Source organism: Qipengyuania aestuarii (assembly GCF_019711535.1).
GTDB lineage: Bacteria > Pseudomonadota > Alphaproteobacteria > Sphingomonadales > Sphingomonadaceae > Qipengyuania > Qipengyuania aestuarii.
The window spans coordinates 396,060-417,056 of the sequence record NZ_JAIGNP010000001.1; the positions used below are offsets into that span (position 1 = coordinate 396,060).

19 protein-coding genes are annotated in these 20,997 nt (G+C 61.4%); 4 read left to right on the plus strand and 15 right to left on the minus strand.

Annotated features, from left to right (window positions below; all coding sequences use genetic code 11):
* Nucleotides 1-49: 49 nt before the first annotated feature.
* The 11 genes from K3175_RS01960 to K3175_RS02010 form a co-directional block, all read right to left on the minus strand.
* Complete coding sequence (locus K3175_RS01960; protein ID WP_221541692.1) at nt 50-583, minus strand: hypothetical protein; 534 nt, start codon at nt 581-583, stop codon at nt 50-52.
* 14 nt (nt 584-597) lie between these two features.
* The gene (locus K3175_RS01965) at nt 598-1,317 is read right to left on the minus strand and encodes a hypothetical protein (protein WP_221541693.1); all 720 of its coding nucleotides are present in this window, start codon (nt 1,315-1,317) and stop codon (nt 598-600) included.
* A 169-nt stretch (nt 1,318-1,486) separates the two neighbouring features.
* Complete coding sequence (locus K3175_RS01970; protein WP_221541694.1) at nt 1,487-1,918, minus strand: DUF1330 domain-containing protein; 432 nt, start codon at nt 1,916-1,918, stop codon at nt 1,487-1,489.
* 10 nt (nt 1,919-1,928) lie between these two features.
* The gene (locus K3175_RS01975; RefSeq protein ID WP_221541695.1) at nt 1,929-2,474 is read right to left on the minus strand and encodes a pseudouridine synthase; all 546 of its coding nucleotides are present in this window, start codon (nt 2,472-2,474) and stop codon (nt 1,929-1,931) included.
* Nucleotides 2,475-2,477: 3 nt separating this feature from the next.
* Entirely contained in the window at nt 2,478-4,094 is a 1,617-nt protein-coding gene (locus tag K3175_RS01980) for a long-chain fatty acid--CoA ligase (protein WP_221541696.1), read from the minus strand.
* A gap of 47 nt (nt 4,095-4,141) precedes the next feature.
* The gene (gene dnaE, locus K3175_RS01985; RefSeq protein WP_221541697.1) at nt 4,142-7,615 is read right to left on the minus strand and encodes a DNA polymerase III subunit alpha; all 3,474 of its coding nucleotides are present in this window, start codon (nt 7,613-7,615) and stop codon (nt 4,142-4,144) included.
* Between the two features lie 75 nt (nt 7,616-7,690).
* Entirely contained in the window at nt 7,691-8,020 is a 330-nt protein-coding gene (locus K3175_RS01990) for a hypothetical protein (RefSeq protein ID WP_221541698.1), read from the minus strand.
* 6 nt (nt 8,021-8,026) lie between these two features.
* A complete protein-coding gene (locus K3175_RS01995) occupies nt 8,027-8,506 on the minus strand; it encodes a glutathione peroxidase (RefSeq protein WP_221541699.1) in 480 nt (159 codons plus the stop codon).
* 16 nt (nt 8,507-8,522) lie between these two features.
* Nucleotides 8,523-8,801, minus strand: coding sequence for a P-loop NTPase family protein (locus K3175_RS02000; protein ID WP_221541700.1), 279 nt, complete (start codon nt 8,799-8,801; stop codon nt 8,523-8,525).
* 50 nt (nt 8,802-8,851) lie between these two features.
* Nucleotides 8,852-9,526 carry an ABC transporter ATP-binding protein gene (locus K3175_RS02005; protein WP_221541701.1) on the minus strand — a complete coding sequence of 225 codons (675 nt, stop codon included), beginning with the start codon at nt 9,524-9,526 and terminating at the stop codon, nt 8,852-8,854.
* On the minus strand, nt 9,519-10,760 hold the full coding sequence (locus K3175_RS02010; RefSeq protein ID WP_221541702.1) for a lipoprotein-releasing ABC transporter permease subunit: 1,242 nt from the start codon (nt 10,758-10,760) through the stop codon (nt 9,519-9,521). Before K3175_RS02010 ends, K3175_RS02005 begins: the two co-directional genes overlap by 8 nt.
* Before the next feature lie 179 nt (nt 10,761-10,939).
* Here K3175_RS02010 and purF point away from each other — a divergent pair, with 179 nt between their 5' ends.
* The 3 genes from purF (at nt 10,940) to K3175_RS02025 (ending at nt 13,587) form a co-directional block, all read left to right on the plus strand.
* Nucleotides 10,940-12,412 (plus strand): amidophosphoribosyltransferase, encoded by a 1,473-nt coding sequence (gene purF / locus K3175_RS02015; RefSeq protein ID WP_221541703.1) that lies wholly within the window; start codon nt 10,940-10,942, stop codon nt 12,410-12,412.
* 1 nt (nt 12,413) lies between these two features.
* The gene (locus K3175_RS02020; RefSeq protein ID WP_221541704.1) at nt 12,414-13,121 is read left to right on the plus strand and encodes an SDR family NAD(P)-dependent oxidoreductase; all 708 of its coding nucleotides are present in this window, start codon (nt 12,414-12,416) and stop codon (nt 13,119-13,121) included.
* A 118-nt stretch (nt 13,122-13,239) separates the two neighbouring features.
* On the plus strand, nt 13,240-13,587 hold the full coding sequence (locus tag K3175_RS02025) for a PilZ domain-containing protein (RefSeq protein ID WP_221541705.1): 348 nt from the start codon (nt 13,240-13,242) through the stop codon (nt 13,585-13,587).
* A gap of 469 nt (nt 13,588-14,056) precedes the next feature.
* Here the strand turns inward: K3175_RS02025 and recA are convergent, their stop codons facing one another.
* The 4 genes from recA to smpB all read right to left on the minus strand — a co-directional run bounded on the left by recA (nt 14,057) and on the right by smpB (nt 18,933).
* Nucleotides 14,057-15,118, minus strand: coding sequence for a recombinase RecA (gene recA / locus K3175_RS02030; RefSeq protein WP_221541706.1), 1,062 nt, complete (start codon nt 15,116-15,118; stop codon nt 14,057-14,059).
* Between the two features lie 157 nt (nt 15,119-15,275).
* A complete protein-coding gene (locus K3175_RS02035; RefSeq protein WP_247710616.1) occupies nt 15,276-17,747 on the minus strand; it encodes a hybrid sensor histidine kinase/response regulator in 2,472 nt (823 codons plus the stop codon).
* On the minus strand, nt 17,744-18,319 hold the full coding sequence (locus K3175_RS02040; RefSeq protein WP_224811464.1) for a DUF2062 domain-containing protein: 576 nt from the start codon (nt 18,317-18,319) through the stop codon (nt 17,744-17,746). Before K3175_RS02040 ends, K3175_RS02035 begins: the two co-directional genes overlap by 4 nt.
* Before the next feature lie 131 nt (nt 18,320-18,450).
* Nucleotides 18,451-18,933: an SsrA-binding protein SmpB gene (smpB, locus tag K3175_RS02045; protein ID WP_221541707.1), complete on the minus strand. Its 483-nt coding sequence runs from the start codon at nt 18,931-18,933 to the stop codon at nt 18,451-18,453.
* A gap of 113 nt (nt 18,934-19,046) precedes the next feature.
* On the opposite strand from smpB, the gene K3175_RS02050 reads away from it, so the two are divergent.
* Nucleotides 19,047-20,990, plus strand: a complete 1,944-nt coding sequence (locus K3175_RS02050; RefSeq protein ID WP_221541708.1) for an alpha/beta hydrolase family protein — start codon at nt 19,047-19,049, stop codon at nt 20,988-20,990.
* Nucleotides 20,991-20,997: the final 7 nt, after the last annotated feature.

Below are 20,997 nucleotides of genomic sequence, written 5' to 3' on the forward strand. Positions count from 1 at the left end.
GCGGCCCTGATACTCGGCCGATGTGGAGCCCGGCGGCAGCAGGTCGAAATCAGTTCCGCTCCGGATGCGGGTTCGCCTCCAGCGCATCCAACACCCATTGTGGGCGGCGCCGGACTGCATGATCGGGGTCTAGTCTGAGCTGATCCAGACCGACTCTCAGCTCCGCATCAGCGACGTAGGGTGCAAGCTTGCAAAAGCGTCTGAATTCGCGGCGGTTGCACAGCCGCACCTGCTTTAAAATCAAGTCTCGGACACGCCTCTTTTGCTCGGTGGTCAGATGCCTTTTCTTGAGGTTTTCGAGGAGGCTTTCCTTGAAATAACCGGAACGGAAGAATACCGGGTCGCCTTCAAGAAATGCAAGTATGTCACCAACCGACATCTGATCGGGGCGGTCGTAGCGCCCTAGATCGCCGGGGTAGGCGCGCGACAGAGCGTCTCCGAAATCATGCAGCGCCTTTTCGAACGCCTGGGTTCGTGGGTCATTCGGGTCACCACGGTCGCGCAATTTCTCAGCCGCTTTTTTATAGCGTTGCTGCGCATCCTGAACAACTTGTGCCAACTGTGCATAGCGATAGGGATTCACACTAAATATCGCAGCTAAAAGATACGTTCAAAAAATACTCTATCAATCAGTTCAGTGCTGAAATGTGAGTAGCCTATTTGTTCATATAAATTGTCAGTTTGCATTTTTGTAAAGCGACTCCCGTCTAAATTTCTGGGTTCAGCCTCAAGCATCCAAGGCAAATATTTTTCGATGCCCTCAGTCACACGCTCATTGGTTTGATTGATGGTTATTCGATGAAGCTTGAAACCGGGACCGAACTCGGCATCCAGCTCATCGGGTTCGACCAGTCTCGCTGTCGAGGGGTCATTCACGTCGTCGAATGTCACCAGCATCGGCATGAAATTATCGTAATCCGATGCCTTGAGCCGCCGCGAATTCGACCAGATAGAAATGGGCTTGGGCGCGCCCCTTCCATACCTGTTAAACAGCCTGCTCATCTGGCCGGTAGGCTGGTTGGGGTCGACATATTCACCAAGACTGATTGCGAACAATAGGCGCCCATCCGGTAGCTCAACCGTCACAGCCTCGCCCTTCAGCCGCCAAAACCGTCGACTTTCCCCCAACGAACAGGCAAAGTTGGGGGATGCTCCCAAGGCGATCTGGCGGACGGCACTCCCGCTGCGAATTCCCTTGGGAGTTTTTACCTCCACCGTCATTTTGTAACGTATGGTATCCGTGCTGTAACCGCAGGCTGTCACGGACAAAAAAAAGAAAACCAGAACGGATACGGCCAGAATCTTAAGTACTTTCACTGCACCGTCTTCTTGAAATCGATGTTCATCAAGGGATTTTGTTCACCTAATATTGAATAATTCGTCAATATTTCCGTATATTTTTCGTGCTGCCGGAAACATTTTCGATACCAAAGTTATTTCAGGTCCCTTCCTTCCACCGACAAACCCGACGGGCGGTTCCGACAGACTAAAACCCCTCCCCCGCAGCGCCCGGCTTGAAGCGCACCAGCCGGCTATCCAGCAGCGCCGCCGTGCGGTTCACCACGGCGCTCTGGTAATCCGGGTCCTTGATCATCTCGAAGAAGGCGCCCGCATCGGGATATTGGGCCACGAAGCCGTCATGCCATTGCATCGCCTCCGGGCCGGTGACCACCGTCTGGAAGAGGCCGCGCCAGACGATGCTGCCGCCCACCCGGCGGAAGATCGGGCCGCTGGTCTTGCCGTATTCCTCATAGGCGCGGCGGCCGCTCCACCCCTTGGCCGCATGTTCGTGACCCTCTGGATAGGCGGCGTCCTCGCGGTACTGGAGGAGGTTGAGCATGTGGATCGGCTCGTCGCGCGGCAGGTCCTTGAAAGCTTCGAAATTGGCGCGGCTCGGATCGATGTAAGTCTCGGTCATGGCGGTCTCCTCAAACCTCGATGGAACGATAGGTCCCCGGCGCGATGCCATCGACGCTCCAATCGCCGATGCGCCAGCGGACGAGGCGCAGGGTGGGCAGGCCGACGGCGGCGGTCATGCGGCGGACCTGGCGGTTACGGCCCTCGGTGATTTCCAGCGCGATCCAGCTGTCGGGCACGCTCTTGCGGAAGCGCACCGGCGGATCGCGTTCCCACACGGGCGGAGGGTCGATCCGCTTGGCGCGTGCGGGCCGGGTCATCCCGTCCTTCAGCGCGACGCCCTTCGCCAGCCGATCGAGCGCTTCATCGCCGGCCTCCCCCTCGACCTGCACCAGATAGGTCTTGGCCATCTTGTGGCGCGGTTCGGCAATCCGCGATTGCAGCCGCCCGTCATCGGTCAGCAGCAGCAGGCCTTCGCTGTCCTTGTCCAGCCGGCCTGCGGGATAGACGCCCGACACATCGACCAGATGCGCCAGCGTGTCCTCCACCCCCTCCTTGCCGCCGGTGAATTGCGACAGCACGCCAAAGGGCTTGTTGAGCAGGATCAGCCGGCTCACACCCTATTCCGCATCGGGCAGGCGGTAATCGGCAAAGCGCGCACGAAGGTCCTTCTTGCTGATCTTGCCGGTGGCGGTGTGGGGAATATCGTCCACGAACTCGACCGCATCGGGCAGCCACCATTTGGCGACCTTGTCGGACAGAAAGGCGATCACGCTCTTCGCATCGCATTCCTGACCCGGCTTCCTGACGACGAAGAGCACCGGGCGCTCGTCCCACCGGGGATGCGCCATGCCGATGCAGGCGGCTTCGGCGACGGCGGGGTGGCCCACGGCGGCATTTTCCAGCTCGACCGAGGAAATCCATTCTCCGCCCGATTTGATCACGTCCTTCGTCCGGTCGGTCAGCTGCAGCGTGCCGTCGGGATGCAGGATGCCGACATCGCCCGTGTCAAACCAGCCGTCTTCGGTTACCGCGTCTTCCTCGGCCTTGAAATAGCGCTTCACCACCCAGGGGCCGCGGATCTGAAGCGCGCCGGAGGTCTTGCCATCGCGCGGCAGGACCTTGGTAAAATCGTCGAGATCGACCGTGCGCAGTTCGACGCCGAAGATCGGGCGACCCTGCATCTGGATCTTGGCGACCTTCTCGTCAAAGCTCATCTGCTCCCAGTCATGCGTCGGCCCGCCGACGGTGCCGATGGGCGAAGTCTCGGTCATGCCCCAGGCGTGCTGGACGCGGATGCCGCTCTTCATCAGCCGCTCGATCATGGATTTTGGCGCTGCGGAGCCGCCGATGGTCGCCACCTTGAGCGGGGGCAGATCGATGCCCTCGGCGTCGCAATACTGGAAATGCGCCAGCCACACGGTGGGCACTCCGGCGCTGTCGGTCACGCCTTCCTTGACCATCATCTCGTGCAGGACAGCGGGATCGTTCACCGCGCTGAAGACGAATTTGATCCCCGCCATCGCCCCGGCATAGGGCAGGCCCCAGCTGGCGGCGTGGAACATGGGCACGACGGGCAGCATCACGCTGGCCGCGCTGAAGGCGAAAGCGGCCGGCTGGAGACCGGCCATTGCATGCATCAGCGTGCTACGGTGTTCGTATTGCACGCCCTTGGGATTGCCCGTGGTGCCGCTGGTGTAGCAGATCATGCAGGGACCGCGCTCGCTGCCTTCGGCCCAGCGATAATCGCCGTCTTCCGCGCCGATCCAGTCCTCGAACGCGGTCGCGCCCTCGGCTCTGCCCGGTCCGGGGTCGAAGCAGATGTAATGCTCCACCTTCGGCCAGCGGTCTTTCATCAGGTCGATGATCGGCTGGAACATGGCATCGTAGATCACCACGCGGTCTTCGGCATGGTTCACGATGTATTCGAGCTGATCCTCGAACAGGCGCGGGTTGACCGTGTGGAGCACCCCGCCCATTCCGGCCACGCCGAACCAGCTGACCAGATGCCGCGAATGGTTCATCGCGATGCTGGCGACCTTGTCCCCCGGTTTGAGGCCCAGCCGTTCCAGTGCCTGCGCCATCTTCAGCGCATCCCGGCGGATACCCGCCCAATTGGTGCGGGTTTCGCTGCCATCGGCCCAGCGGGTCACAATCTCCCGTTTACCCGCTTCGCGCGCGGCGTGATCCACCACATGCGTCACGCGCATGGTCCAGTCCTGCATGGCTCCGAGCATCTGCCTCTCTCTCCTCGTCCGGCAGCGCCCTTTCGCGGGCGCCTGCTTCAGGCGACGAGGCGAAGGTGCGAGCCGCCGCGCCGCTTGTCGAGCTGTACCTTGGCAAGGCCGGGCACGCTTGCCAAGCGTTCTGCCAGCTCCCCGTCGAGCGAGAAATCACGGCCCAGTCGCATGGCGGGTTCGGCATCGCTGCCGAGCCGTAGCGTCACCATCACTTCATCCTGCCCCTTGCCCGCCTCGGACAATTCGCGCTTCAGAGTCTCGACCGCGCCAATCTCGAGGATATCGAGAGTGAGGATCATCGGCGTGGCGCCCTTCACCTCGCTCAGCGGCGTTCCTCCGCGCACGGTGATACGCGGCGGTTCATCCGGGCTGGGCGAATCGAGTTCCACCTGCAGCAGGACGCAGGTCTGGTCCTCGGCCCACTTCAGGAAGCGATCGACCATGCTCTCCTCGAAGCAGGCGGCGCTGAACTGTCCGGTGGCATCGGAGAAATCTGCCCGGATGAAAGGTTTTCCGCGGCGCGTGGTGCCCTTGTTCACCTTCTCGACCATGGCGGCCATCACCGCGTTGGATCGTCCGCCGACAGGCGCCCCGCCCGCAATCAGCGAAGCGTAGGTGCGCGCACCATTGGCAGAAGCGATGTCCTTCCACGCTGCGACCGGGTGGTTGGAAAAATAGAAGCCGAAATTCTCACGCTCGCGAGCCATCCGCTCGGCCCGGGGCCAGTCTTCCACCTCGCGCAGGCGCAGGGTTTCGCCCGGCGCATCATCGCCGCCGAACATGCTCGCCTGACCGCTGGTGCGTTCGCGCGCAGCGGCATCGGCCACCGCCAGCAGCATATCCGCATTGGCGAAGACCTTCGCCCGGTTCGGCTCGAGCGCATCGAGCCCGCCGGCGCAGGCCAACGCTTCGAGCTGGCGCGAATTCATCGATCCCTTGGGAATGCGCTCGAACAGATCCTGCAGACTGTCGAACTGGCCCGATACCTCGCGCTCGGCAACGATGGTTTCCATCGCCCGCTCGCCGACATTGCGGATACCTGCCAGCGCATAACGGACCGCATAGCCTGTATCGGTCTGCTCGACCGTGAATTCGGCTTCCGACCGGTTGATGCATGGCGGCTCCACCGCAATGCCCTGACGCCGCGCGTCGTCGACGAAAATGGTCAGCTTTTCCGACTGGTGCATGTCGAAGCACATGGAAGCGGCGTAGAATTCTTCCGGATAGTGCGCCTTCATCCACGCCGTCTGATAGGCCAGCAGTGCATAGGCCGCAGCGTGCGACTTGTTGAAACCGTAACCGGCGAACTTGTCGATCAAGTCGAATAGTTCGTTGGCCTTGGCCTTCTCGATCCCGCTAACTTCCTTGCAGCCTGCCACGAAACGTTCGCGCTGCGCGTCCATTTCGGCCTGGACCTTCTTGCCCATTGCGCGGCGCAGCAAGTCTGCATCGCCGAGCGAATATCCGGCCAGGATCTGCGCGGCCTGCATGACCTGTTCCTGGTAGACGAAAATGCCGTAAGTCTCGGCGAGGATGCCTTCGAGCTTGGCGTGCGGATATTCGATCTCCACCTCGCCCGCCTTGCGCTTGCCGAACAGCGGGATGTTGTCCATCGGGCCCGGACGATAGAGCGAGACGAGCGCGATGATGTCGCCGAAATTGGTCGGCTTCACCGCCGTCAGCGTGCGCCGCATGCCTTCCGATTCCAGCTGGAACACACCGACCGTGTTACCCGCCTTCATCAGTTCATAGACCGCCGGATCGTCGAGTTCGAGCTTGGACAGGTCGATCCGGACGCCGCGCTTTTCCAGCAGGTCGGTCGCCTTCTTGAGCACCGACAGCGTCTTGAGGCCGAGGAAGTCGAACTTGACCAGACCGCTGCTCTCGACATTCTTCATGTCGTATTGCGTCACTGGCATGTCCGACCGCGGATCGCGATAAAGCGGCACCAGCTTGGCCAGCGGGCGATCGCCGATCACCACGCCCGCCGCGTGGGTCGAGCTGTTGCGGGGGAAGCCTTCAAGCTGCATCGCGAGGTCGATCAGGCGTTTGACCTCGTTGTCGTTATCGTATTCCGCCTTGAAATCCGCCGCCCCATTGAGTGCGCGCGGCAGGGTCCAAGGATCGGTCGGATGGTTGGGCACCATCTTGCAGATCCGGTCCACATGGCCATAGCTCATCTGCAGGATGCGGCCCGTATCGCGCAGCACGGCGCGCGCCTTCAGCTTACCGAAGGTAATGATCTGCGCCACGTGGTCATGGCCATATTTGGCCTGCACATAGCGGATCACCTCGCCGCGCCGGGTTTCGCAGAAGTCGATGTCGAAGTCGGGCATCGACACGCGTTCCGGATTGAGGAAGCGTTCGAACAGCAATCCCAGCTGGATCGGGTCCAGATCGGTAATCGTCAGCGCCCAGGCGACCAGGCTGCCGGCACCAGAACCACGGCCCGGCCCGACCGGAATATCGTGATCCTTGGCCCATTTGATGAAGTCGGCAACGATCAGGAAGTAGCCGGGAAAGCCCATCTGATTGATGATACCGACCTCGTAATCGAGCCGGTCGAAATAGACCTTGCGGTCTTCCTCGCTCATCTCGCCATAAGGTTCGAGCCGCTTTTCCAGTCCCTTGCGCGCGTCTTCCTCCAGCATCCTTGCCTCGCCCTCCAGATCGCCGGCGAGACTGGGCAGGATGGGCTTGCGATAGGGCGGCGCATAGGCACAGCGCTGCGCGATGACGAGCGTGTTCGACACCGCCTCGGGCAGGTCGTCGAAGGCCTCTTCCATCATGTGGGCGGTCTTGACGTAGCTTTCGGGGTTCGACTTTGGCCGATCCTCGGCATCGATGTGGGTCGAATTCGCGATACACAGCATGGCGTCATGCGCCTTGTACATATGCGGTTCGGCGAAATTGGCCGGGTTGGTCGCCACCAGCGGAAGATCGCGGGCATAGGCCAGGTCGACCAGTGCAGCCTCTGCCGCCTCCTCCACCGGGTTCCCGCGCCGCGCCAGTTCGACATACAGCCTGCCGGGAAACAGCGCCTCCAGCCTGCCTAACATTTCGGCAGCGTGGCTTGCCTGCCCATCGGCAAGCAGGCGAGTGACGCCGCCCTCGCTCGCGCCGGTCAGCGCGATCAGCCCGTCGGTCCGCCCTTCGAGATCGCGCAGCGCGATATGCGGTTCGTATTCGAGCGGACGGTCGAGATGTGCCTTCGACACCAGATGGCACAGATTGTCATAACCTGCCTCGCTCTGGGCATAAAGCGGCAGATAATCGACATATTTGCCGTCTTCGTCCCGTGCGACCCCGAGCAGCGTACCGGTGATCGGCTGAATGCCTTCCGCCTTGCAGGCATTGGCGAACATGACCGCGCCATAAAGACCGTTGCGATCGGCCATGGCTATGGCCGGAAATCCACGCTCCTTCGCCAGTTTGGCCATCGCCTTCGGATCGATTGCGCCCTCCAGCATCGAATAGGCCGAAAGAACGCGCAAGGGTACGAAAGGCTTGTATGGCATGCAGCCAAAATAGGTTTTCCGGCGCCGATCTCAAAGAGGCGCTGCAAGGTTATTCTCCACAGGGCGTGGAGAATTCTATTCCTTGTCGGAAAGCGCTATTTTCCGCCGCGTATCGCGAATGGTGGACCAAGCGCCGTAGGCGACGAGAACCGCCAGGAAGATCCAGACCCAGACGGGAATGTTGCGCCCGGCAATCGCGAGATAGAGATACGCCGATACGAAAAAGAATCCGGCCAGCATTGTGGGCAGAACAGTCGATCGCCCCGCCCTCGCCCGCTTCACCAGCCAGGCAATCGAGGCAAGGAAGAAAGGAATGGCACCGACGTAGATCGCGCCAAAGATATACGGATTCACCCCGTACTGCTCACCGAGCGAGAGGAACCACTGATTGAGATCGGCCAGCATGATTATTCAGAGCAGCTTTTCGATGTCGCTGGCGATGGCCGCCGGCGCATCGGTCGGACCATAACGCTTCACGACATTGCCCTCGCGATCGATCAGGAACTTGGTGAAATTCCACTTGATCGCTTTCGAGCCCATCAGGCCCGGCGCCTCGCGCTTCATCCAATCGAACAGCGGACTCGCATCGGCACCGTTCACATCGATCTTTTGCATCAATGGGAAAGTCAGGCCGAAATTGACCTTGCAGAACTGCTCGATCTCTTCGGCATTGCCAGGTTCCTGCCCGCCGAACTGGTTGCAGGGGAAGGCAAGCACCTCGAACCCCTGCTCCCGGTAATCCTGGAAGAGCTTTTCCAGCCCGTCATATTGCGGGGTAAAGCCGCATTTGCTGGCGGTATTCACCACCAGCAATACCTTGCCGACCTTGTCCTTCAGATCGAGCTTTTCGCCCTTGTTGGTCTCTACGGAAAAGTCGGCAATGGTGGTCACTGGCGCTGGTGTCCCGTCAGGCAGCGGGGAAATCGCTGCGCTGCGAAAGCTCGGCGATTTCTTCGGCGTGGAATTCGCGGTCACCCAGCTTCTCGATGTAATAGGCCGAGCGTTCGTCTTCCGGCATCAGCATCATGTGGCGGACCAGCTCGGCAAAAGAACCCGAGCGCAGGCCCTTGGCGCCATCGAGTACGCCGTCATTATCATCCTTGCGGTGCAAGGAAGCGCGGTCATCCCATTGAATACCCTGGCGATGGCAGCCGTCGCCCTTATAGGTGCTGGGGTGGTCGGTCATTCAATCAAACTCCTTTTTCGCCCTAACGTGCGACGGGCGTTTCGGGTCCACTATCCAAGCACGCCTTCGTGCAGACGCACGACACGGTCCATCCGCGCTGCAAGGCGTTCGTTATGCGTTGCGATCAAGGCGGCGCTTCCTTCGCCCCTGACCAGCGACAGGAACTGTTCAAGAACCTTGTCGGAAGTCGCCTCGTCTAGGTTTCCGGTGGGTTCGTCGGCCAGCACGAGATCGGGCCGATTGGCCAAGCCGCGTGCGACAGCGACCCGCTGCTGCTCACCGCCGGAAAGCTGGCTGGGCCGGTGGTCGAGCCGGTGACCGAGGCCCAGTGCGGTCAGCAATTCTTCCGCCCGCACCTCGGCCTGCGCGCGGGGTTTCCCGGCGACGAGCTGCGGCAGAATCACATTTTCCCGCGCATCGAAATCGGGCAGCAGGTGATGGAATTGATAAACGAAACCCAGGTGATCGCGGCGCAGCGTGGTGCGCGCATTGGCATCGCTCTTTTCCGCCGAATTGCCCGAGATAAGGATTTCGCCACCGAAGCCGCCCTCGAGCAGGCCCACTGCCTGTAGCAGCGTCGACTTACCTGAACCCGACGGACCAAGCAGCGCGACGATCTCGCCCGGCATGATGTCGAGATTGACACCCCGCAGGACGTCGATGCGTACCCCACCCTGTTCGAAACTGCGGGTCAGCCCGCGAAGCTGGACGATGGGATCATTCATAACGCAGAACCTGTACCGGATCGGTGCTGGCGGCCTTCAGCGCCGGATAAAGCGTCGCGAGGAAGCTCATGATCAGCGCGAGACCGACGATCATGGCGATTTCCACCGGATCGGGTTTGGACGGGATCGTGCTGAGGAAGCGGACCTGCGGATCCCACAGATCGGCTCCGGTCAGCCAGCTGATCGCGGTCACGATCTGCTCGCGGAAACCGAGCACCAGTGCGCCCAGGATAAGCCCGGCGATAGTGCCGATCGCTCCGACCGTGAAACCGGTGGTGACGAATATCTTTGTGAGGCTGCGCCGGGTGGCCCCCATGGTACGCATGATAGCGATGTCGCGGGTCTTGGCGCGCACAAGCATGACGAGGCTCGACAGGATGTTGAACGCGGCGACCAGCACCATGAAGCTCAGGGCGAAGGCCATGGCGGCACGCTCCACCTGCAGCGCTTCGAACAGCGTGGCATTGATGGTTTTCCAGTCGCGCACCACGGCCCTTCCGGCTAGGGCTTGCTCCACCGGAGCAAGGATGTCCTCCACCTTGTCGGGGTCGGTCACTTTGACTTCGATCATGCCGATCGTATCGCCGATCAGCAGCAGGGTCTGGGCATCCTGCATGGGCATGACGACGAACGCGCCATCATAATCATACACCCCGACCTCGAAAATCGCGGCGACTTCGTATCCCACCTGGCGCGGAACGGTGCCGAACGGGGTGGATCGGCCCTGCGGATTGATGATGGTGATCGTGTCGCCCACCCGCGCGCCGATGTTCTCGGCCAGGCGGACGCCGATGGCGACCTTGCTTGCCCCCGGCTGAAGCGCGTCGATATTGCCGGCAACGACCTTCTGCCCCAGTTCGCGGATATCTGCCGGAGTATTGCCGCGCAGCAGGATCGCCTCGACCCTGCCGTTGAACGTCGTCAGCAGAGGCTGTTCGATCAGGGGAGATGCTTCGGTGACGCCCGGCGTCTGCTTCACTTCCTGAAGCACGTTCTCCCAGTCATCGAGCCGTCCGCCATAGGCCTGCACGATGGCGTGGCCGTTGAGACCCACGATCTTGTCGAGCAATTCGGCCCGGAAACCGTTCATCACGCTCATGACGATCACCAGCATGGCAACCGAGAGCATGACGACCGTTATCGATATGCCGGCGACGAGCGCAATGAAGGCCTCGCTCCTGCCCGGAAGCAGATAGCGTTTGGCAATGGTCCGTTCGAAAGGTGAGAGCAGCAAGGCGGTCCCGATGAAATGGTTCGCAGATAGGATATCTCGTGGAGTGGGCGTTTAGGCAGAGATTTCTGGCGGCGCAATGAATGGCTGCAAAATCTTGTCCGCAAACCGGCGCACAAACCTTGTAATCACGGCGTAACATCGCCATTGGGGCGCCATCATTCATCATCGCGGACAGCACCATGAATTGCACCCACCCCTTCCTCGATGCGGATGGCGATAAGCTGCGCGAAGAATGCGGCGTTTTCGGCGCCATCAACGCAGCAGATGCCGCCGCTGCGACTGCGCTCGGCCTGCACGCCCTGCAGCACCGGGGGCAGGAAGCCGCCGGAATAGTGGCCTGGGACGGCGTTGAATTCCGCACCCGCCGCGGCCTTGGCCATGTTGCGGAAAACTTCTCCTCGCAGGAAGCGATCGCAGAACTGCCTGGCCACATGGCTGCTGGCCACGTGCGCTATTCTACCACCGGCGGATCGGGCCTGCGCAATGTGCAGCCGCTTTACGCCGATCTGGCGAGTGGCGGCTTTGCGGTCGCGCATAATGGCAATATCTCGAACGCGGGCACGCTGCGGCAGGAACTCGTCCAGCGCGGGGCGATCTTCCAGTCGACGTCCGACACCGAAGTCATCATCCATCTCGTGGCGACGAGCCGCTATCCCACGATCGTCGACCGCCTGGTCGATGCGCTGCGCCTGCTCGAAGGTGCCTATGCGCTGATCGTGATGACCCCGGAAGGCATGATCGCCTGCCGCGACCCGCTCGGCATCCGCCCGCTTGTCATGGGCAAGATGGGCGATGCGACGGTGTTCGCGAGCGAGAGCGTGGCCTTCGACGTGGTGGGTGCGGAAATGGTCCGCGAAGTCGAACCGGGCGAACTGATCAAGGTCGATTACGACGGCAATGTCGATTCGCTGCATCCCTTCGGCAATCATTCCCCGCGCCCCTGCATCTTCGAACACGTCTATTTCAGCCGTCCGGACAGCTTCTTCGCTGGCCGCAGCGTTTATGAAGCGCGCAAGGCTATCGGTGCCGAGCTGGCCAAGGAAACGCCCGTCGAGGCCGATCTCGTCGTTCCGGTACCCGACAGCGGCGTGCCGGCGGCTATCGGTTATGCGCAGGAAGCGGGCATTCCGTTCGAACTCGGCATCATCCGCTCGCATTACGTCGGCCGCACCTTCATCCAGCCATCGGACGGCGCGCGGCATGCAGGCGTGAAGCGCAAGCACAATGCCAATCGCAATCTTGTAGCCGGCAAGCGCATCGTGCTGATCGACGATTCCATCGTGCGCGGCACCACCTCGATGCAGATCGTCGAGATGATGCGCGATGCGGGCGCAAAGGAAGTACATTTCCGCGTCGCCAGCCCGCCCACCGCTCACAGCTGCTTCTACGGCGTCGACACGCCGGAACGCAGCAAGCTCCTCGCCGCGCGGATGGATGTCGAGCCGATGCGCGAGTTCATCAAGGCCGACAGCCTGGCTTTCGTTTCAATCGATGGCCTCTACCGGGCCGTAGGCGAAAGACCGCGCGTGAAGGAATGTCCGCAATTCTGCGACGCCTGCTTCACGGGCGATTACCCCACCTCGCTGACCGATCTCGCCAAGCGTGAAGACAAGCAGGCGGAACTGGCCTTCCCGGCCGAGAAGGTCGCCTGAGATGACGAAGGCACTGGAAGGCAAGCTGGCCCTCGTCACTGGCGCGAGCAAGGGTATCGGTGCGGCAACCGCACTGGCGTTCGCCGAAGCCGGCGCGCACGTGGTGCTGACGGCCCGCGATGTGCGGGCTTTGGAAGCGGTCGAGGACCGTATCCACGAAGCGGGCGGCGCTTCCACCATCGCGCCGATCGACCTCGCCGAAAGCGATGGGATCGCCCGCCTGGCATCCGCTATTGCGGGGCGCTGGGACAAGCTTGATTACCTCGTTATTTCAGCTGCCTACTTGCCGACCCTGTCACCGGTTACGCAGATCGACGGCAAGCAGTTCAGTCAGGCGGTCACCACCAACCTCCTCGCCACGCAGGCGCTGCTTTCGAATTTCGACCCGCTGCTCAAGCGCGCCGATGCCGCCCGGGTTATCGGCCTGACCAGCAGCGTGGGCGAGACGCCTCGCGCCTACTGGTCGGCTTACGGCGCAACCAAGGCCGCATTCGACAATCTGCTTGACGCCTATGCCCAGGAAGTCGAGAAAATCAGCAAGGTCCGGGTGGCGACGATCGATCCGGGCGCGACGCGTACCGCGATGCGGGCCAAGGCCTATCCGGGCGAAGATCCGGCGACGGTCAAGCCGCCCGAAGACGTGGCGAAGCGGCTTGTCGATCTGGTCATCACCGACTTCCAGACGCGCCATCGCGAACGGATCGACTGATACGTTAACCCTGTCTTGCAACGGTTTCTTAATTAGGGCCTGCGTATGGGCTTTGGAATTACTTCACGCCTGCCGCGCGTGATGCCGTAATTGCATCGAGGGCAAGGGAACGTTGCACATGACCTACCAGACGCGAGATCGCTATTCACTGGCTGCGCAGGAAGATCGTAGCGCGCCGCGGACCAAGATCACCATTCCAGGCCAGCTGCGTGCCAGTGGTGGCCGCGCTTTCCAGACCGTGATCCACGATCTTTCGATGTCGGGCTTTTCTGCTGCGGCGATCAATCGCATGCATGAAGGCCAGCTTTGCTGGCTCACCCTGCCCGGTCTCGAATCGCTTCAGGCCCAGGTTGTGTGGTGGGAAAACTGCATGGTCGGCTGTGCCTTTAGCGAACTGCTGTCGCCGATCGTGCACGACAACATCCTCGCCCGCTATAGCGGCGCATCGGCTTACCGCCCCTACTGATCGATCGGTCCGGGACGCCTCGGCGCCCCACCGGAGCGCATCTTCGGATTGCCGGCTACCGCTTGCTCTCGGATCGAATGCCGGTGGGACGAACGCGTCTTCAGGCGGTTTGCATCCGTTGCCAACTGCAGGCCTACGGCCCCCTTTCGCGAACCGCGTGATAATGCCGGAGGCCGATTGAGTCGCCCCGGCGACTCAGAGCCGTGGTCTGTCCGACCGAACTGACGAGTAGCCCTTGCGCGCATCGGAGCTGAAGCGTGCTGTCTCTGTCCCTGAGGCCTTGGGATCGGGTCTTGCGCGCTCATCTATGTCGGAAAAAGACAGCTATAAACGCGAAAAGCCGGTGCGGCGGCCATCGAGGCAGCGCGCACCGGCTTTCCGTGTATCCGGGAACGCCGGGGGACAGTCCGGCATGAGACTTGTGGTTGGGAACGAGGAACCACAAGCGTTCCCGCTTGAAGAGATGTGATCAGTCTTCCGCGTCCGGGCCTGTCATCATCTCTTCGGCGACCTCGTCGGTTTTGCCGCGGATCGCAGCCTCCAACTTGGCGCACATTTCGGGGTTCTCGCGAAGGAAGTTCTTGGCGTTTTCACGGCCCTGACCAATCCGGACGCTGTCGTAACTGAACCAGCTTCCCGATTTTTCGACCACACCGGCCTTCACGCCGAGATCGAGAATTTCACCGATCTTCGAAATACCTTCGCCGTACATAATGTCGAATTCGACCTGCTTGAATGGCGGCGCGACCTTGTTCTTCACCACCTTTACGCGGGTGGCATTGCCGATCACTTCGTCGCGATCCTTGATCTGTCCGGTCCGGCGAATGTCGAGGCGGACCGATGCATAGAACTTGAGCGCATTACCGCCGGTCGTGGTTTCCGGATTGCCGTACATCACGCCGATCTTCATCCGCAGCTGGTTGATGAAGATCACCATGCACTTGGACCGGTTGATCGAACCCGTCAGCTTGCGCAGCGATTGGGACATGAGACGAGCCTGGAGGCCGACATGACTGTCACCCATCTCGCCTTCGATTTCGGCACGGGGAACCAGCGCGGCAACCGAATCGACGACCAGAACGTCGATGGCATTCGAACGGACCAGAGTATCGGTGATTTCGAGCGCCTGCTCCCCGGTATCGGGCTGCGAGACGATGAGCTCGTCGATATCGACGCCAAGCTTCTTCGCATAGACCGGGTCCAGCGCGTGTTCGGCATCCACGAAAGCTGCCGTACCGCCGGCTTTCTGGGCTTCCGCAATGCAATGCAGAGCCAGCGTGGTCTTGCCCGAGCTTTCCGGCCCATAGACTTCGATCACGCGGCCCTTGGGAAGGCCACCCACGCCAAGAGCAATGTCCAGCCCGAGCGAGCCGGTGGAAATCGACTCGACATTCATGGCCTCTTTCTGGCCGAGCTTCATGGCGGAGCCTTTGCCGAACGCACGATCGATCTGCGAAAGGGCGGCATCCAATGCCTTCTGACGGTCTGCGTCCACTTTCTTTCCTTCTACAAGCTTCAGACTGGCCGCCATGACACATTCCCTTCTCGGTTTTCCAGAGCCGGTATCGACTCTTCAACTGCGAAGTGATGTACCCACTATGTTCCAATAGAACAAGAGGAGAACGGAATTTTTTTCAATCGGTCGCCGAAGGCATGCGTTGGACGAGAGAAAAGACTAATCGGAAAGGCTACTTGCTGCCCTTGCCCTGTTCGGACAGCACTTCGGATACCTTCGCATTGATCTGCTGGACGCTGAAGGGCTTCGGGATGAAATGCATATTGTCGATGTCGATATCGTTGCGCAATTGCTCTTCGGCATAGCCCGACATGAAAAGGATGGGGATATTGGGCTTTATGCGCCGGATCGCGCGCGCCATCGCCGGACCATCCATCGCCGGCATGACCACGTCGGAAACGATCAGGTCGAAATCTTCCTTGCCCTTGGCGATCGCCAGGCCTTCCTCGCCGTCGCGGGCCGAGGTGACGACATAGCCTGCACGGGCCAAGGCGCGCTCCGCCACGGCGCGGACCATATCCTCGTCCTCGACCAGCAGGAGCTTTCCGCCGCCAGCCCAATCGCTCGCTTTCCCGTCGTCAGCCTCCTCAACCCGGCGCGCCTCTCGCACGTGCCCCTTGTGCACAGGCAGGTAGATGGTGAAGCGCGCGCCGGTCGGCCGGCCATGCGGGTCGAGCACATTGTCGGCATAGATAAAGCCGTTGGATTGTTTCACGATCCCGTAAACCGTCGAAAGTCCCAGCCCCGTTCCCTTCCCCTGCTCCTTGGTGGTGAAGAAGGGTTCGAAGATCTTGTTGAAGTTGTCAGTCGGAATGCCGCCGCCGGTGTCCTGGACGATCAGCACCGTATAATCGTCGGCAGGCATCACATCGACGCCCATGCGGCGCACCTCGCGCGCGGAGACACGCCGTGTCGCCAGGGTCAGCCGCCCCTTCCAATCCTGGTGCCCCTGTTTTTCGGCATTGCTTTGCATCGCATCGCGCGCATTCACGGCGAGGTTGATGATCACCTGTTCGAGCTGCTGAGGATCGGCCCGGACCGCCCCGAGCTCGCGGTCGTGGCGCACTGAGAATTCGATCTTTTCGCCCATCAGCCGCTTCAGAAGCTGGCTGACCTCGCTCACAACGTCGGGCATCTGCAGAACGACCGGCCGCAGCGTCTGCTGACGGCTGAAGGCGAGCAATTGCCTCGTCAGCGAGGCAGCGCGATTGGAATTCGCCTTGATCTGCTGAATGTCGTCATAGTCGCTGTCGCCGGGTGTGTGGCGCAGCAGCATGAGATCGCAATAGCCGATGATCGCGGTCAGCACATTGTTGAAATCATGCGCGACGCCGCCCGCCAGTTGGCCGACAGCCTGCATCTTGGTGGCCTGCGCAACCTGGCGTCGCAGCCGCTTTTCCTCAGAGGAATCGGTAATCGACAGCAGAACCGCCGCCTCCCCCAGCCCCCTTACGCCGGCCAAGCCGATCGACACTGGCTCTTCCTTGTTGTTACCGAGCCGGACCGCCATGTCGCCGCTGGCGGTCGCTCCCTTGGCAAAGCGCCGGACGGTATCTGCCAGAGCGGCCTTGTCCTCGCGCACGACGAGGTCCGAAGGATATTGGGGCAGCCCTTCCCCATCACGTTCCACCGCGCGCAAGAAGGCCTTGTTCGCGAACAGGAAGCGTCCGTCGCGATCGGTGAGCGCGAGGCCCAGTGGCAATGCGGAAAGCAGGGCCTCGAGCTGCGGGATGGCAGACTTTCCGCCCCCGTGCGCGCCGCCGCCGATGCCCACGGTGTTGTCGATCAGGACCATCAGGGAGGGCGGCCTTTCGCCATCCGGCCGGGCGGGATTGTCCATCGGAACATGAACCAGGGTCTGGGGCGAACCCTGCTGCCCTTCGCGCGCGAAGAAAATGCGGTCGCGGTCGTCGGAGCGCAGCAGCTGGACGAACTCCTCGCCTGCGAGGGACAGTGCCCTGTTGCCGGTGGTTCGCTCCGCCAGCCCGGGCGTGGTCGCCTTCACGATCCCGTCGGAGGCGACCAGCGCCACCTCGATGCCGGAATTGGACAGCATTTCGCTCAGCGGCCCGGCGAGCCACTGGACCACGCCTTCATGGGTCTCCAGTTCCACGATCTTTCCGAAGCGCCAGATCAGATAGTCTTCGCCGCGCCCGGCACGCTCGACCGAGAGGAATATCTGGTCTTCGCCGCCTTCCAGAACCAGACCGTCAGCCTCGGCGGTCCCCTCGCGCCAGGCGCGCCGCGCAGCCTCGGCCACCATCGCCTTACCGCTCCCCTGGAAAATGAGTTCATGCGGGGCCAGCGGACCGCCGAACCAGCGCTCATAGGTGGAATTGGCGCAGGTCATGCGATTGGCCCGGTCGACCACCGCAATACCCGCCTCTTCGTTCTCGATGGCGGACGCGGTAAGGCTCCAGTCGGGCTGCGTGACATCTTCATCGGGATTTGAGGCCGCAAGGCGCGGCGACAGCATCAGGGTCAGGACCACGACCAGCAGCGCCCCGGCATAGGCTGCAGCGGCCAGCGCAGTTCCGGCCGCGAGCCAGACCAGCGCGATCGACACGGCGAACGCCAGCAATATGCCCAGCATCAGCGGGACCGGCGGCAAGCTGTCTCCATCAAGGACGGGCCGCATGTTCATTGGCCGCTCTTCCCCGCTCTTGCTTCGCGGCGCTGCTTCAGCAGTTTCTTCCTCCGGCGCGCCACGACGAATCTCCACGTCAGGCTGGCCACGAGATACCCTGCCCCGGCGCTGACGATTGCCAGCACGAGAAAGCCCAGCGCGGTCACTCCGCCGACTTCGAGCCAGCCCGCCAGCACGCCGCTCTCGCTGGCGAGCCGGTCTGCCCCGGCACCCACAGCTGCGTCCAGATTGAGGACGAAGCGGCCCGTGCGATTGGCGAAGATCAGCCAGAAGGGCAGCGTGAAGGGATTCGTCACGAAGGTGACCACCGAGGCGAGCGGCACATTGGCGCGCGTGGGCAGGGCCATGAAGGCCGCCAGGAAGATCTGCCCGATCGGGACGATGAATGCCGCAAATAGCCCCAGCGCCACGCCGCGCGGCACACTGCGCCGGGTGAAGCGCCACAATTCGGGCGACAGGAAGCGGTGGGCAATCGGTTTGAGGAAACGGTTCTCCGCCATTTCCTCGCGCGTGGGCATGTGTTTGCGGATGAGGTCCGCAAGGAAGGTTTTGGAACGCGAACCGCTCATAAAGATGCCCAAGCCATGCACCGGCGCCATGAGCGCTGGCATGACATCTGGCAATGGCGGTGCGACGAAACTGGCATGGGCTCCGATGTGGTAGGCGAGAAATGGTTTCGAAAGGGGCAACAGGGAAGAAGTCAGCCCTTTTCGCGCATTAACCTCGCCTTGTCGCGCTTCCAATCGCGATCCTTGATCGTCTGGCGCTTGTCGTGGGCCTGCTTGCCCTTGGCCAGAGCCAGTTCGACCTTGGCGCGGCCGGTCGAATTGAAATAGATCGACAGCGGCACCAGCGTCATGCCCTTGCGCTCGACCGCCCCGAACAGCTTCTCGATCTCGCGTTCGTGCAGCAGGAGCTTGCGCGGGCGGCGCGGTTCGTGATTGAGCCGGTTCCCGTGCGAATATTCGGGCACGTTGGCATTGATCAGCCAGACCTGCCCATCACGCACCTCGGCATAGCTTTCCTTGATGCTCGCTTCACCCGCCCGCAGTGCCTTCACCTCGGTACCCTGCAGGGCCAGCCCCGCCTCGAAGGTTTCCTCGACATGATAATCGAACCGCACACGCCGATTGTCGGCGACGGTTTTCTGCTTGTCGAAGGTTGCGGGTTTGGGACGGGCCATAGAACGGGCGCATTTAGGCGCTGAGGCTGAAAACGCCAACCCCCTGCTTCGCACAACACTTGCTTTGTGAAAAATCCCGCGCCAGAGACAAGATATTGAATTGGGGGATTCAAATGAAAGTCGTCATTTTCTTTTTGGCAGTATTTGCCGCATTTTTTACTACGTTCGCAAGTCCAGACGCCCATGCACAGGAGCCTGCGCCTCTGTCTGCTTACGGCGCGCTTCCGGAGGTCGAAGACGCGGCCATATCTTCGAGCGGCAACAACATTGCGATACTTCTTACCGCCCACGGCACGCGCCAGGTGGTCTTTTTCGATTCCGATATGAAGCTGATCCGGCGGGTTGCCGCAGGTGAGGCGAAGGTGCGCTATTTCGACTGGATTGGTGACGACCAGCTGCTGTTGGTCACCAGTCAGACGGAAGATCTCTGGGGCTTCACCACCGACAAGGCAGAATTCTCGGTCGCGCGGCTCATTCCGGTGACTTACGAAGGTGAAATCGAGACGGTTTTTGCCAAGCGCCGGGATCTCGTGAATTCGGTTCTTGGCAATTACGGTGTGAGGAAAGTCGATGGCGAATGGGCCGCCTATTTCGGTGCCATCGAATTGCAGAGAACAGGGCGCACCGGTGGATACAACTGGGATCACGGACGCCCTTTTCTCTATCAGTTCGGCACGCGTTCGGGCCAGGCCCGCAGGATCTCCAACTCGGCGCGACAGGATGAATCCCGCGACTGGGTCGTGGATGCCTCAGGCAACGTCGCCGCCACACTCGACGTAAGCCTCAAGGACGGCGACTGGGTGCTGAAGGCCAATGACACCATCATCGCCCAAGGTAACGAGCGTAATGGCCGGGTCGGCCTCGTCGGATTGGGTTACGATGGTCGGTCCGTCATCTACTCCGCCCGCGATGAGGAAAACATCTCGAGATGGTACGAAATCCCTCTGGCAGGTGGCGAAGCGCGACCTTTCCTGAGGGAAGTCGATATCGAACGTCTGTATTGGGACGAAAGCACGGGCCATCTGATCGGATATCTCGATGTGGAGAAGGGCCCCGTTTTCAACGACCCAGCGCATCAGAAAGCCGCCACCGGAATACGCAAGGCGTTTGCCGATTTCGATCTCCGGATGGTCGACTGGTCGCCGGACTTCAAGAAGGTCCTGGTCCGGACCAGCGGCAATGGTGACAGTGGCTCCTGGTTTGTGGTGGATCTCACTAATGGCAAGGCGCAGGCAATTGCCTATGAACGCGAAGCGCTCACGCCCCAGCGCGTAGGTGACGTTTCCACCTTCGAATTCACTGCAGCCGACGGCCTCGATATGGACGGTATCCTAACGCTTCCGCCGGGAAAGGAGGCCAACAATTTGCCACTCGTCATGCTGCCTCACGGCGGGCCGCACGCTCATGATCGCGAACAGTTCGACTGGTGGGCGCAGGCCTTCGCGTCACGCGGCTATGCCGTGTTCCAGCCAAACTTCCGGGGTTCGACCAATCGTTCCCAGTCCTTCAAGCTCGCCGGCTACGGCGAATGGGGAAGAAAGATGCAGACCGATCTTTCGGATGGCCTGGCGGCGTTGGCGGACAAGGGGATCGTGGATCCGGATCGCGCCTGTATCGTCGGCGCGAGCTACGGCGGGTATGCTGCTCTTGCCGGGGTGACATTGCAGCAGGATCTCTATCGCTGCGCGGTCGCCGTCGCTCCGGTCAGCGATATTTCCGCCATGTTCAACGAAGACTATCGCGCCTCGGGCGGGCAGCCGATCACCAAGGCGGCGCTGCTCGATCAGTTGGGCCCGAAGGACAGGTGGAACGATGTGTCGCCGCGCCGCTTTGCCGATCGCGCCGACGCTCCGATCATGCTGATCCACGGCAAGGACGACACGGTGGTGCCGTATTCACATTCCCACAAGATGGCGGATGCGCTGAAAGATGCCGGCAAGCCTTACGAACTCATCGCGCTTGAAGGCGAAGATCACTGGCTGTCGCTCTCGACGACGCGCCTCCAGATGCTCGAAGCCGCAGTCGGCTTCGTGCAGAAGCACAATCCGGCCGACTAGCTTCTCG